The following is a 12233-nucleotide window of genomic DNA, read 5'->3' on the forward strand; positions in this document are numbered from 1 at the left end:
ATGTCGGGGAAACAGCCGGTCGAGGTTCTGCTACGCCCAGCGGTGGAGCTATACACCGTCGCGGCGTGTGCAGGCGCCGCGTTTCTGTGCCTGGTGGCCCCATGGTCGCTCGCGCTGAGCCCGTCGATGGGCGTCGGCAGCGCGCTGGCTTTCGGCGCTTACGGCGCGATCCGCTATCGCGATGCCCGCGTGATCCTGCGCTACCGACGCAACATCCGCCGCCTGTCGCGCTACGTGATGACGAGCAAGGACGTGCCCGTCAGCCAGCAGCGGCTTTTCATCGGGCGCGGGTTCCTGTGGGAACAAAAACACACCCATAGGCTGATGCAGACGTACCGGCCGGAGTTCCGCCGATACGTCGAGCCGACGCCTGCCTACCGGCTGGCACGGCGACTGGAGGAGCGGCTGGAGTTCGCGCCGTTCCCGCTATCCCGGCTGTCCGCGCTCACGGGCTGGGATGCTCCTTTCAACCCGGTGCGTCCGCTGCCGCCTGTGGGCGGCCTGCCACGCCTGCACGGCATCGAACCGGACGAGGTGGACGTCAGCCTTCCGCTCGGCGAGCGTGTCGGGCACTCGCTGGTGCTGGGCACCACGCGCGTGGGCAAGACGCGACTGGCCGAGTTGTTCGTGACCCAGGACATCCGCCGCAAGAGCGCTGCCGGCGAGCACGAAGTCGTGATCGTCATCGACCCCAAAGGGGATGCGGACCTCTTGAAGCGCATGTATGTCGAGGCCAAGCGCGCCGGCCGTGAAGGCGAGTTTTACATCTTCCACTTGGGCTGGCCGGAGATCAGCGCCCGCTACAACGCGGTGGGCCGATTCGGTCGCATCTCGGAAGTCGCCACCCGTATCGCAGGGCAACTCTCCGGTGAAGGCAATAGCGCGGCCTTCAGGGAGTTCGCGTGGCGCTTCGTCAACATCATTGCTCGTGCCCTGGTGGAACTGGGACAGCGCCCGGACTACATGCTGATCCAGCGGCACGTCATCAACATCGACGCGCTGTTTATCGAGTACGCCCAGCACTACTTCGCCAAGACCGAGCCCAAGGCCTGGGAGGTGATCGTCCAGATCGAGGCCAAGCTCAACGAGAAGAACATCCCGCGCAACATGATCGGGCGAGAGAAGCGCGTGGTTGCGCTGGAGCAGTATCTCTCCCAGGCGCGCAACTACGACCCGGTGCTCGACGGACTGCGCTCGGCAGTTCGGTACGACAAGACCTACTTCGACAAGATCGTCGCGTCATTGCTGCCGTTGTTGGAAAAGCTAACCAGCGGCAAGATCGCGCAGCTCCTGGCACCGAACTATTCCGACCTGGCCGACCCGCGCCCGATCTTCGATTGGATGCAAGTCATCAGGAAGCGCGCCATCGTCTATGTGGGACTGGACGCGCTGTCCGACGCCGAGGTTGCCGCAGCGGTCGGCAACTCCATGTTCTCCGACCTGGTTTCGGTCGCGGGCCATATCTACAAGCACGGAATCGACGATGGCCTGCCAGACGCCTCGGCTGGCGCGCGCGTACCGATCAACGTCCATGCGGATGAATTCAATGAACTCATGGGTGACGAATTCGTGCCGCTTATCAACAAAGGCGGCGGCGCCGGGCTGCAAGTCACCGCGTACACGCAGACCCTCTCGGACATCGAGGCCCGCATCGGCAATCGCGCGAAAGCTGGCCAGGTGATCGGCAACTTCAACAACCTGTTCATGCTGCGCGTGCGCGAGACTGCCACTGCCGAACTGCTGACGCGGCAGTTGCCGAAGGTCGAGGTCTATACCACTACCATCGTCTCCGGGGCAACCGACAGTTCGGACATCCGCGGCGCGACGGATTTCACGTCGAACACCCAGGACCGCATCAGCATGTCCAGCGTGCCGATGATCGAGCCATCGCACGTAGTCGGCCTGCCAAAAGGCCAATGCTTCGCGCTGCTGCAGGGCGGCCAGCTTTGGAAGGTTCGCATGCCGCTGCCGCTACCAGACCCGGATGAAGTGATGCCGACGGACCTGCAACAACTGGCAGGGTACATGCGCCAGAGCTACAGCGAGGCTACGCAGTGGTGGGAGTTCACCAGTTCCCCGGCCTTGCAGGATGCGGCCTTGCCCGATGACCTGCTGGATGATGCTGCTCCAGCCGAGCCTGCTGCGGTGGCCACCGACACCGACCACAGTGGCGACGAGGCCGCGCCGTGAAGGACGCCGCCTCGACCGCGCAGCGGGAGCAGAATCAGCGCCAGGGCCTGATCGTCGGCACCATCACCTTGCCGTTTCGCTTGCTTGGAGTGCTGATCGGCTCGCTGCTGTTCTCGATCGTGGTGGAGTGCGTCGGCATGCACCTGTTCTGGAAGGACCAGGGCTGGCGCCATTCCCAGCAGATGTTGCAGTACGAGCTTGGGCATCTGTCCAACCACTTCACGCGCAGCGTGGTCGTGCAGGAGCCGGGGCGCACGGCGCACGAGTTGGTGGATACAGGCTACGAATGGGTGTTTGTTCGCTCCGGGCTGCTGGCGCGCATGAGCCAGACCGCCGAGCGCGTCCGCGCGCCCAGCCACGAGCAGGCGCGCAACTTCCGCTACTACATCAGCCAAGCCTATGTCTGGGCCGAGAGCTACCTGATCGCCGCGGCCTTCACGACGCTGACCTTCCTAGTGCGCCTGCTGGTCCTGGTGCTCACGCTGCCACTGATCTTCACGGCTGCTTTCGTCGGTCTGATTGACGGTCTGGTGCGACGTGACGTGCGCAGGTTCGGCGCGGGCCGCGAATCCGGGTTCATCTACCACCGCGCGAAAGCCAGCCTTATGCCCCTGGCCGTGCTGCCGTGGATCACGTACCTGGCACTGCCGATCTCGGTGCATCCATTGCTGATCCTGTTGCCGAGCGCCGCCTTGCTGGGACTGGCCGTGAGCCTGACTGCGGGCAGCTTCAAGAAGTACCTCTAGCCGATCAATCCGGTCATCCGCAGGTTCCTATTGTTTGCGGCCTGAAACAGCCCTGATCTCCACGATCTAGCCATTGCTGATCACACAGGAATGGCGCGATGTTGGCTCCGATCTGGCTGCGCGCCGCGCATCGCGGCGTGCCCACTTTTCTCGTGACGGCCCTTGTGTTGGGCCAGTCCTCGATGGCCTTGGCCGAGTCCCCAGCGCAGCGTCAGGAGCTGGTCGCAGCGCTGCGCCAACTCGACGCGCTGGAGCGCACGGTCGCCGACAGCGCCGCGCATGCCCCCATCCAGCCGGGCGAGCGCTACCACTTCGACTACCCGAGGCTGCTGGCTGACCTGGCGCGCGTGCGCGCCGGCATCCAGGCCCATCTCACACCGTCGCGCGCCCAGCCGCGCGACCCGTCCGAATTGGCCGGCGACTACCGCACGGAGCGGGTCGTCCCGCCATCACCGCCGACGACCGCGGAGGGCAAGCCATGAACGGCGCCCAGGTCTCGGCATTTCAAGCCAACAGCGGCATCGCACCTTCAGCGATGGCGACCGTCCTGGTCGGCGTCGTGTTCGCGGTCCTGCTCGTCTGGGGCGTCTGGGCCATGCGAACGGCCTACGTGGGGTGGTCCGAGAGCCGCCTCAACCAGCGCCAGTTCCTCGGCGTCTGCATCCGATTCGTCGCGATGTACCTCGTCCTGACTTTCTTCCTCCTCTCCTGACCTGAAAGGCATGACCATGCAAAACCGCATCCTCAATTCCCGTCTTGCCCAGCGCGCCGCCGTGGCCCTGGGCGCCGCTGCGCTGCCCGTGCTGTCGTTCGCGCAGGGTCTGCCGCAATTGGAGAACCCGACCCGCGGCACGGGCAACGGCATCATGGAAACGATCCGCAACTACGGCTACGACATCATCATGCTCGTAGCCCTGCTGGTGGTGGCGTCGATGTTCATCGGCGTGTGCTACCACGCTTACGGGACCTACGCGGAAATCCACACAGGCCGCAAGACGTGGGGCCAGTTCGGCCTCACGGTCGCCATCGGCGCCGTCCTGCTCGTGATCGGCATCTGGCTGCTCACCGAAGCCACCGGCATCCTGTAAGGCGAGGCCGGTATGTCTGAGCAGCAGCACGTCCGTGCGGACGGGACCGTGACGTTCCTTCCGCACCGGCTCAACCGCCACCCCGTTGTCGTGCGCGGCCTCACCGCCGACGAGCTGTGGATCTGCTGCGGCTTGTCCGGCGCCGCCGGCCTGCTGGTCGGCGCGCCGCTGTCGTGGGTGTTCCGCACGATCGCGCTAGCTCCCACGTTCGTCGTCCTGGGCGTGGCCTTGGGCGTGTTCATCGGCGGCGGCATTCTTCGCCGCCTCAAACGCGGGCGTCCCGACACCTGGCTGTATCGGCAACTGCAATGGCGCATTGCGACACGTCATCCACTGATGGCGGGTTGGGTGGGCGGCCATGTGCTGATCTCGCGTTCCGGCTTCTGGACCACCCGAAGGAGCGCGCGATGAGCCGCTTCAAGAACGAGATCACCCACCTGCAGGCGCACATCAAGACGCTTCGCCTGGGGGCTGGCGCCCTGGTCATCGTCGCCCTGGTCATGGGCGGCGGCTGGTGGAGCGCTCCGCGCGATCTGACCATCCACGTTCCGCCTGACCTGCGCTCCGGCAGTACCAGGAAGTGGTGGGAAGTGCCGCCCGAATCGGTCTATGCGTTCACGTTCTACGTGTTCCAGACGCTCAACCGCTGGCCGACGAATGGCGAAGAGGACTACGCGCGCAACCTCCACACGCTCTCGCCGTATCTCACCCCGTCCTGCCAGGCCTTCCTTCGCGCGGACTACGACTACCGCCGCAGCACGGGCGAGCTGCGCCAGCGCGTGCGCGGGATTTATGAAATCCCCGGCCGCGGCTACGGCGACGACCCTACGGCGCGCGTGCGCGTGGTCTCCGACCGCGACTGGGTGGTGACGCTGGACATCACCGCCGACGAGTACTACGGCGCCGAGCAAGTCAAGCGCGCTCTGGTGCGCTATCCAGTGAAGGTCACGCGGGTGGACGTCGATCCTGCCCGCAACCCGTTCGGCCTGGCGCTCGACTGCTATGAGGGCGCGCCCCAGCGCATCAGCACGCCGGAGCCAACGCGCCCGGCGTCTGGCGGCCTGTCTCCGCAAGCGCCCCAAGGAGAAACCCCATGAAGCATCCTGTACTCACGCTGCTGGGGCTGTTGGCCGTGGCCGCCGCTCCTGCTGTCCAGGCAGTGGAGATCCTGCGCTGGGAACGTATGCCGTTGGCGGTGCCGCTGAAGGTCGGCCACGAGCGCATCGTGTTCATCGACCGCAACGTCCGCGTGGGCGTACCTGCGGGCGTCGGCGAGCGCCTACGGGTGCAGAGCGCGGGCGGCGCGGTGTACCTGCGCGCCAGCGAGCCGATCGAGCCCACGCGGCTGCAATTGCAGGACGCCGACACGGGCGCGCTGATCCTGCTGGACATTGCGGCGGAGCCAGCCAAGGACGGCGAAGCCGAGCTGGAACCAGTGCGCATCGTCGAGGGCAACAGCACCCCGGCGCGCTATGGCGATCAGCCCGGCGATGACAACGAAGCTCCGGCGCGCGCCCAGGACCAGGCCGGCGCGCGAGCGGCGCGACGCGAGACCCCGGTGTCGGTTGTCCTGACGCGCTTTGCCGCACAGAACCTCTACGCGCCGCTACGCACCGTGGAGCCGCTGCCGAGCGTCATGCGGGTGAACCTGCGCCGTGACCTCGACCTCGGCACGCTGATGCCGACGCTGCCCGTGCGCGCGGTCGCGCTCGCGTCATGGCGTCTGGAAGACCAGTGGGTGACCGCCGTGCGCCTGACCAACAGCAGCAGCGGCTGGATCACCCTGGACCCGCGCGTGCTGCAAGGCGATTTCCTCACCGCCACCTTCCAACACGAGGCGCTTGGCCCGCGCGGGACGCCCGAGGACACGACCGTTCTGTACCTGGTGACGCGCGGGCGTGGCCTTGCGCAATCGCTGCTACCAGCGGTCAACCGCTTCGACCCGGCCGTGCATCTCCCGCAACCGGAAGCCGGTTCCCAGGATGGCACCGACCGCAAGGAGGTCCGCCATGCGCAGTAATGGACTCCTGAAGTGGCTGATGATCCCGGTTGCCGTGCTGGTGCTGTTCGTCGCCATCCGGCTGTTCTCGGGAGGCAGCACTTCGGCACCACCGACCGCGGATGCCGGCGCCAAGCTCACGCCAGCGGAAATGAAGGCGCTGGGCATCGAGGGCGATACCCCGCGCGACACCGTGGCGACGCTCGTTGCCCAAGTGAAGCAGTTGCGCACCGAGCTTCAGACCGCGCTCTCGGACAACAAATCCCAGCGCGAAGAAAACCAGCGACTGCGCCAGCGCGAGAACTCCATTGACCAGCGCATCAATTCGGCCCTCGACTCCGAGCGCACCAACCTGCGTCGCGACCAAGAGCAGGCAGCCAGCGCGCGTCAGCAGACCGAAGGGCTGCTGGCCGACCTGCAACGGCGCCTGGACAGTATCGGCGGACGTGGCGGCGGCCATGCCGACCTGCCGGTGGGTCTGGGGCTGCGTGACGGCGACGAGGCCGGCATGGAAGGCGGCGTGCGCTGGGTCGAACCCGACGATGCGAGGAAAGCCGAGGGGCGCAACAGCAGTCGTGGCACGGGTAGCGGCATGAGCTTCCCGACGAGCTTCGGCCCCGCGCAGAGCACGTTGGAAACCACGGCGGAAACCGTGGCGAACGCGGGCGCACGCGCCGCAGGCGTGAAGAGCGCCAAGGCGGTCTATACCGTACCGACCAATTCGACGCTGATGGGGTCGGTGGCGATGACGGCGCTGATCGGCCGCGTGCCGATCGACGGAACCGTCAACGATCCGTACCCCTTCAAGGTGTTGGTCGGATCGGACAACCTGACCGCCAATGGCATCGACATTCCCGACGTGGCCGGTGCCGTGTTCAGCGGCACCGCATCGGGCGACTGGACGCTCTCGTGCGTGCGCGGCCAGGTACGCAGCATCACCTTCGTCTTCCACGACGGCACGATCCGCACCATCCCCGAAGACCGCGACGGCAACCAGCAAAACAACCAGCAGCAGAACTCTCAAAGTGGAGGCCTGGGCTGGATCAGCGACCCATACGGCATTCCCTGCGTCAGCGGGGAGCGGCGCAGCAACGCCCAGCAGTACCTTGGCTCGCAAGCCCTGATTACCGCCGCCGGTGCCGGCGTCGCCTCGCTGATCGACAGCGACAGCGGCCAGATGTCCTACGTCGGCGCCGACGGCTCCATCGGCAGCGTCGGTATCTCGGGCAATGAAGCCGTGGGCCGCATCCTGGCCGGTGGCGTGCGCGACATGGCCGACTGGGTGAACAAGCTGTACGGCCAGGCGTTCGCCGCTGTCTATGTCCAGCCCGGCGCGAAGGTCGCCGTCCACCTCGAAAAGCCGCTCGCCATCGACTTCGATCCCGAAGGCCGCAAGGTCGATCACCGCGCAGGAGAAAGCCATGCTCTCGAACTTGAATAAGGCCCTGGCGCTGGCCCTCGCCGTCGCGGTGCTCGGCGGCTGTGCCACCAGCAAGGAAAAGCTGCTCCCCCACGGCGACAGCACGATGATGGACATCTGGCAGCAGAACGCCGGTGACGGGGGTGGTGGCGCCGGCCAGGTGGCGCGCAGGCAATTGCTCGATGCACGCCAGAGCCTGCGCCGGACGCTGACCGAGGCCGACGTGGAGGCCGCGCCCACCGAGCAGATGCGCTACACGCGCACGGCGCGCAACGAGGTCTATCGCCAGTTCCACCGCCTGCCGAACCCCGATCTTGTCATGTATGTGTACCCGCACCTGGCGGGCACCGATCCCGTGCCGGTTCCGGGCTACACGACGGTCTTTCCCCTGTACCAGCGTGTGCAGTACGCCATGCCGGGCGAGCGCGTGGAGGACTACTGATGCGCTGGAAACTCCCCTGGCCGAAGCTGGCTGCATCCGATGGTGGCAATGACGAGCAGCCGGACGGCTGGCAGCGCCACGTCGAGGCGTTGCGCCAGGCCGGCATTGCCGAACCCGGAGCGACGGTCCAGGGCCGCAGGCCGGCGACCGTGGCGGACGAGCAGGCGATGTACGACGTTGCGCAGTCATTCGCGGAGCTGCTGCCGTGGGTGGAGTTCCTGCCGCCGTCGAAGTCCATGCTGCTGGAGGACGGGCAATCGGTCGCGGCCTTCTACGAACTGGTCCCGCTAGGCACCGAAGGTCGGGAACCGGGCTGGCTCGCTCATGCCCGCGATGCGCTCGAAAACGCGCTCCAGGACTCGTTCGATGAGCTGGATGAGAACCCGTGGGTGCTCCAGCTCTATGCACAGGACGAGCCCAGCTTCGACCAGTACATGCAGACGCTACGCGACTACGTGCAGCCGCGCGCCCGCAGCACGGCCTTCACCGAGTTCTACCTCCGCTTCTTTGGCCACCACCTGCGCGCGGTGGCCAAGCCCGGCGGACTGTTCGAGGATACGGTGGTCACGCGGTTGCGCTGGCGCGGCCAGACGCGGCGCGTGCGCATGGTGGTCTATCGCCGGGCCGCCGGGCAGGCGAACCGCCGCGGCCAGACACCCGAGCAAATGCTGAACATCGTCTGCGATCGCCTCTGCGGCGGCTTGGCGAACGCCGGCATCCAGGCCCGGCGCATGGTCGCGGCCGATGTTCACGACTGGCTGCTGCGTTGGTTCAACCCACGCCCCACGATGCTCGGGCCCGGCGCTGAGGAGCGAGAGCGCTTCTATGCGCTGGCCCGCTATCCCGACGAGGTGGAGGAAGGTGAGATTGAGCTGGCGAGTGGTCGGGACTTCAGTCAACGGCTGTTCTTCGGTCAGCCTCGCTCCGATGCCGAGCACGGCACCTGGTACTTTGACGGTATGCCGCATCGCGTACTGGTCACCGACCGGCTACGCATGCCGCCCGGTACGGGGCACCTGACCGGCGAAACCCGCAAGGGGGACGCTATCAACACGCTTTTCGATCAGATGCCCGAAGACACCACGATGTGTCTGACCATGGTGGCGACGCCCCAGGACATCCTCGAATCGCACCTGAATCACCTGGCGAAGAAGGCTGTCGGCGAAACACTGGCATCGGAACAAACGCTCAAGGATGTGCAGGAGGCACGCTCGCTCATCGGCAGCGCGCACAAGCTCTACCGCGGCACGCTGGCCTTCTATCTGCGCGGACGCGATGAAGCCGAACTTGACAGGCGCGGTCTGGACCTCGCCAACGTGATGCTCAACGCGGGGTTGCAGCCTGTGCGCGAGGACGATGAAGTCGCGCCGCTCAACAGCTACCTGCGCTGGCTACCGTGCTGCTACAACCCTGCGCAAGATCGACGGAACTGGTTCACCCAACTGATGTTCGCCCAGCATGTGGCGAATCTCTCGCCGGCGTGGGGTCGCAGCCAGGGTACGGGTCATCCGGGCAACACGTTCTTCAACCGCGGCGGCGGGCCGATCACGTTTGATCCACTGAACCGCTTGGACAGGCAGATGAACGCCCATCTGTTCCTGTTCGGCCCCACCGGCTCGGGCAAGAGCGCAACGCTCAACAACCTCTTGAACCAGGTCACGGCCATCTACCGGCCGCGGCTGTTCATCGTGGAAGCCGGCAACAGCTTTGGCTTGTTCAGCGACTTCGCAAAGCGCCTGGGTCTGACCGTGAACCGGGTCAAGCTGGCTCCTGGCTCGGGCATCAGCCTGGCGCCGTTCGCCGACGCTCGCCGGCTGATCGAAACGCCCAGCAACGTGCAGACGCTTGATGCCGATGCACTGGATGAAGAATTGCCAGCCGATTCCTCGGTCATGGAGGAGGACGAGCAGCGCGACGTGCTGGGTGAACTGGAGATCACGGCACGGCTGATGATCACAGGCGGCGAGGACAAGGAAGAAGCCCGGATGACGCGGGCCGATCGCTCGCTGATCCGCCAGTGCATCCTCGATGCCGCCGAGCACTGCGTGGCCGAGAAACGCACGGTGCTCACGCGCGACGTGCGCAACGCGCTGCGCACGCGCGGCCAGGACCCGACGCTGCCCGAGATGCGGCGCGTGCGGCTGCTGGAGATGGCGGACGCGATGGACATGTTCTGCCAAGGCACGGACGGCGAGATGTTCGATCGCGATGGCACGCCGTGGCCCGAGGCCGACATCACGCTGGTGGATCTCGCGACCTATGCCCGGGAGGGCTACAACGCGCAGCTCTCCATCGCCTACATCAGCCTGATCAGCACGGTGAACAACATCGCCGAGCGCGACCAGTACCTGGGCCGTCCGATCATCAATGTGACCGACGAAGGCCACATCATCACGAAGAACCCGCTGCTTGCGCCCTACGTTGTAAAAATTACAAAAATGTGGCGCAAGCTAGGGGCCTGGTTCTGGCTGGCTACACAAAATATCGACGATCTGCCGCGTGCCGCGGAGCCCATGCTCAACATGATTGAGTGGTGGATCTGCCTGTCGATGCCGCCCGATGAGGTCGAGAAGATTGCACGCTTCCGCGAACTCTCGCCCGCGCAGAAAGCGCTGATGCTCTCGGCGCGCAAAGAAGCGGGCAAGTTCACCGAGGGCGTCATCCTTTCCAAGAGCATGGAAGTGCTGTTCCGCGCCGTGCCGCCCAGCCTGTACTTGGCGTTGGCGCAGACCGAACCCGAAGAGAAGGCCGAGCGCTACCAGCTCATGCAGCACTACGGCTGCACCGAACTGGAAGCGGCCTTCAAGGTGGCCGAGAAGATCGACCAGGCGCGCGGCATCGAGTCGCCGGCCTTGGAACTGTCGTAAGACGGAGAACGCCATGGAACAGAAACGTCCTTCCATTCCGATGCAGGTCCAGGCGTTCCGCCGCCGCAACGGGCGGCCCCGCTGGCCCTGGGCATTGGCTGCTGTGCTGGTCGCGCTGCTGCTGATCTGGCTTGTGTCAAGGTCGCCCGGCGAATCCCCGCCGCAGCCGCCCACGCCGGTCAGCATGGCACCGGTGGCCGGGCCGCCCTGGCTAATGGGCAACCCCAAAGGCCGTTTCACGCTGACGCTCTATGCCGACCTGGAGTGCCCGTTCTGCCGGGAGTATTTCCCGCAGCTCAAGCGGTGGATCGGCAACAACACCGACGTGGCGCTGCAATGGCACCACCAGCCGCTGGCCGAGCACGAGCCGGCCGCGTCAGCCGAGGCACGCCTAGTGGAATGCGCTGCCGAAGCAGGTGGGCATGTCGCGTTCTGGCAGGCGATCGAATGGGTCTATGCCCACACGCGCAGCGGCGGCCAGGGCTTGCCCGATGGCTTGCGGTACCCCGAATCGACGCCAGCCAGCGAGCAGTGCATGGCAAGCGAAAGGCCCAGTGCGGCTATCCGCGCCCAGGCTGCGGAAGCCACCAAGAGCGGCGTAACCGCCACGCCGTCGCTGCGCCTGCTCGATCGCCAAACGGGCCAGGCCATCCTGCTGCAGGGGCCGATCGAGGGCGATGCCTTGCTGTCAGCCATGGACATGCTGGCGGCTGAGGGTCCGACCAGCACACCCACATCCGAAATGCCTGCCGACGTCGTCGGCGACATGCCCAGGTAGCCCCGGTCTTCAAGGCTACGGCGCAGTCCTCTGCGCTGACCGCGACTCGTTCGCCTTGCATCCTGGCCGCGAACGGTCACCGCAATCGCGGTGATGGATGCATCTTTTCATTCTCATCCCCAGGAGGGCTTGCCCTCGGGGGCGCGCGCCCTCCGATCTCACCGTCTGGAGGTTCGCCATGTCTTTCGCCATCAATGACTCCTGTGTGGAGTCGCTTTCCGCCGTAGCTGCCCAGCACGAAGACTGGATCATCCAGCAGGCCATCGTGCTGCTGGAAAAACGGATCTTCAAAGCTGGACCATGCCTCAGCCAGCCGGCCGCCGTGCGGGACTATCTGCGCGTGAAACTGGTCGCTGAACCCAACGAGATATTCGCCGCTGTGTTCCTGGATAGCATGCACCAGGTGCTGGCCTACGAGCCATTGTTCAGGGGCACGATCAACTCGACTTCTGTTTATCCACGTGTCGTCGTACAGCGTGTGCTGGAGTTGAACGCCGCCGCGGTGATCTTCGCGCACCAGCACCCCTCGGGCATCTCCGAGCCGTCGAGCGCGGATCGTGTGCTGACCCAGCAACTGCAGGCCGCGCTGGCGCTCATCGATGTACGGGTACTGGATCACATCATCGTAGGCCAAGGTTCCCCGTTCTCCTTTGCGGAGTCAGGCCTGCTGTAACGGTCGCATTGCTTCATTGATCCTCGCGGA

The 12233-nt window shown here is 65.7% G+C and carries 13 protein-coding genes; all 13 read left to right on the forward strand.

The genetic code is table 11. From position 1 onward, the window contains the following. Positions 1-2190, forward strand: coding sequence for a type IV conjugative transfer system coupling protein TraD (gene traD, locus GIW79_RS11575; RefSeq protein ID WP_023103909.1), 2190 nt, complete (start codon positions 1-3; stop codon positions 2188-2190). Next, positions 2187-2936: a TIGR03747 family integrating conjugative element membrane protein gene (locus GIW79_RS11580; RefSeq protein WP_023103908.1), complete on the forward strand. Its 750-nt coding sequence runs from the start codon at positions 2187-2189 to the stop codon at positions 2934-2936. The genes traD and GIW79_RS11580 overlap by 4 nt, the downstream gene beginning before the upstream one ends. Before the next feature lie 98 nt (positions 2937-3034). Continuing rightward, positions 3035-3418 (forward strand): integrative conjugative element protein, RAQPRD family, encoded by a 384-nt coding sequence (locus tag GIW79_RS11585; protein ID WP_023465080.1) that lies wholly within the window; start codon positions 3035-3037, stop codon positions 3416-3418. After that, on the forward strand, positions 3415-3648 hold the full coding sequence (locus tag GIW79_RS11590; RefSeq protein WP_009459672.1) for a TIGR03758 family integrating conjugative element protein: 234 nt from the start codon (positions 3415-3417) through the stop codon (positions 3646-3648). Before GIW79_RS11585 ends, GIW79_RS11590 begins: the two co-directional genes overlap by 4 nt. A gap of 16 nt (positions 3649-3664) precedes the next feature. Further along, on the forward strand, positions 3665-4024 hold the full coding sequence (locus tag GIW79_RS11595; RefSeq protein ID WP_023103906.1) for a TIGR03745 family integrating conjugative element membrane protein: 360 nt from the start codon (positions 3665-3667) through the stop codon (positions 4022-4024). A 12-nt stretch (positions 4025-4036) separates the two neighbouring features. After that, positions 4037-4435, forward strand: coding sequence for a TIGR03750 family conjugal transfer protein (locus GIW79_RS11600; protein WP_023103905.1), 399 nt, complete (start codon positions 4037-4039; stop codon positions 4433-4435). Beyond that, positions 4432-5121, forward strand: coding sequence for a PFL_4703 family integrating conjugative element protein (locus tag GIW79_RS11605; protein WP_023835765.1), 690 nt, complete (start codon positions 4432-4434; stop codon positions 5119-5121). Before GIW79_RS11600 ends, GIW79_RS11605 begins: the two co-directional genes overlap by 4 nt. Further along, positions 5118-6044 (forward strand): TIGR03749 family integrating conjugative element protein, encoded by a 927-nt coding sequence (locus GIW79_RS11610; RefSeq protein WP_023103903.1) that lies wholly within the window; start codon positions 5118-5120, stop codon positions 6042-6044. Before GIW79_RS11605 ends, GIW79_RS11610 begins: the two co-directional genes overlap by 4 nt. Beyond that, positions 6034-7464, forward strand: a complete 1431-nt coding sequence (locus GIW79_RS11615; RefSeq protein WP_017515583.1) for a TIGR03752 family integrating conjugative element protein — start codon at positions 6034-6036, stop codon at positions 7462-7464. Before GIW79_RS11610 ends, GIW79_RS11615 begins: the two co-directional genes overlap by 11 nt. After that, on the forward strand, positions 7445-7885 hold the full coding sequence (locus GIW79_RS11620; RefSeq protein WP_023103901.1) for a TIGR03751 family conjugal transfer lipoprotein: 441 nt from the start codon (positions 7445-7447) through the stop codon (positions 7883-7885). Before GIW79_RS11615 ends, GIW79_RS11620 begins: the two co-directional genes overlap by 20 nt. Continuing rightward, positions 7885-10752: a conjugative transfer ATPase gene (locus tag GIW79_RS11625; RefSeq protein ID WP_023103900.1), complete on the forward strand. Its 2868-nt coding sequence runs from the start codon at positions 7885-7887 to the stop codon at positions 10750-10752. Before GIW79_RS11620 ends, GIW79_RS11625 begins: the two co-directional genes overlap by 1 nt. A gap of 13 nt (positions 10753-10765) precedes the next feature. Then, positions 10766-11530 (forward strand): DsbA family protein, encoded by a 765-nt coding sequence (locus GIW79_RS11630; RefSeq protein WP_028690954.1) that lies wholly within the window; start codon positions 10766-10768, stop codon positions 11528-11530. A 178-nt stretch (positions 11531-11708) separates the two neighbouring features. Further along, positions 11709-12203, forward strand: a complete 495-nt coding sequence (gene radC, locus GIW79_RS11635; protein ID WP_023103898.1) for a RadC family protein — start codon at positions 11709-11711, stop codon at positions 12201-12203. The last annotated feature ends 30 nt before the right edge of the window (positions 12204-12233 follow it).

Source organism: Pseudomonas sp. PA-7-1E (genome assembly GCF_021605325.1).
Taxonomy (GTDB): domain Bacteria; phylum Pseudomonadota; class Gammaproteobacteria; order Pseudomonadales; family Pseudomonadaceae; genus Aquipseudomonas; species Aquipseudomonas fluorescens_BV.

Excerpts from the sequence above, each read along its gene's own strand:
- traD (WP_023103909.1), top strand. The coding sequence starts at position 1 with ATGTCGGGGAAACAGCCGGTCGAGGTTCTGCTACGCCCAGCGGTGGAG.
- GIW79_RS11585 (WP_023465080.1), top strand. The coding sequence starts at position 3,035 with ATGTTGGCTCCGATCTGGCTGCGCGCCGCGCATCGCGGCGTGCCCACT.
- GIW79_RS11590 (WP_009459672.1), top strand. The coding sequence starts at position 3,415 with ATGAACGGCGCCCAGGTCTCGGCATTTCAAGCCAACAGCGGCATCGCA.
- GIW79_RS11595 (WP_023103906.1), top strand. The coding sequence starts at position 3,665 with ATGCAAAACCGCATCCTCAATTCCCGTCTTGCCCAGCGCGCCGCCGTG.
- GIW79_RS11600 (WP_023103905.1), top strand. The coding sequence starts at position 4,037 with ATGTCTGAGCAGCAGCACGTCCGTGCGGACGGGACCGTGACGTTCCTT.
- GIW79_RS11605 (WP_023835765.1), top strand. The coding sequence starts at position 4,432 with ATGAGCCGCTTCAAGAACGAGATCACCCACCTGCAGGCGCACATCAAG.
- GIW79_RS11610 (WP_023103903.1), top strand. The coding sequence starts at position 5,118 with ATGAAGCATCCTGTACTCACGCTGCTGGGGCTGTTGGCCGTGGCCGCC.
- GIW79_RS11615 (WP_017515583.1), top strand. The coding sequence starts at position 6,034 with ATGCGCAGTAATGGACTCCTGAAGTGGCTGATGATCCCGGTTGCCGTG.
- GIW79_RS11620 (WP_023103901.1), top strand. The coding sequence starts at position 7,445 with ATGCTCTCGAACTTGAATAAGGCCCTGGCGCTGGCCCTCGCCGTCGCG.
- GIW79_RS11625 (WP_023103900.1), top strand. The coding sequence starts at position 7,885 with ATGCGCTGGAAACTCCCCTGGCCGAAGCTGGCTGCATCCGATGGTGGC.
- GIW79_RS11630 (WP_028690954.1), top strand. The coding sequence starts at position 10,766 with ATGGAACAGAAACGTCCTTCCATTCCGATGCAGGTCCAGGCGTTCCGC.
- radC (WP_023103898.1), top strand. The coding sequence starts at position 11,709 with ATGTCTTTCGCCATCAATGACTCCTGTGTGGAGTCGCTTTCCGCCGTA.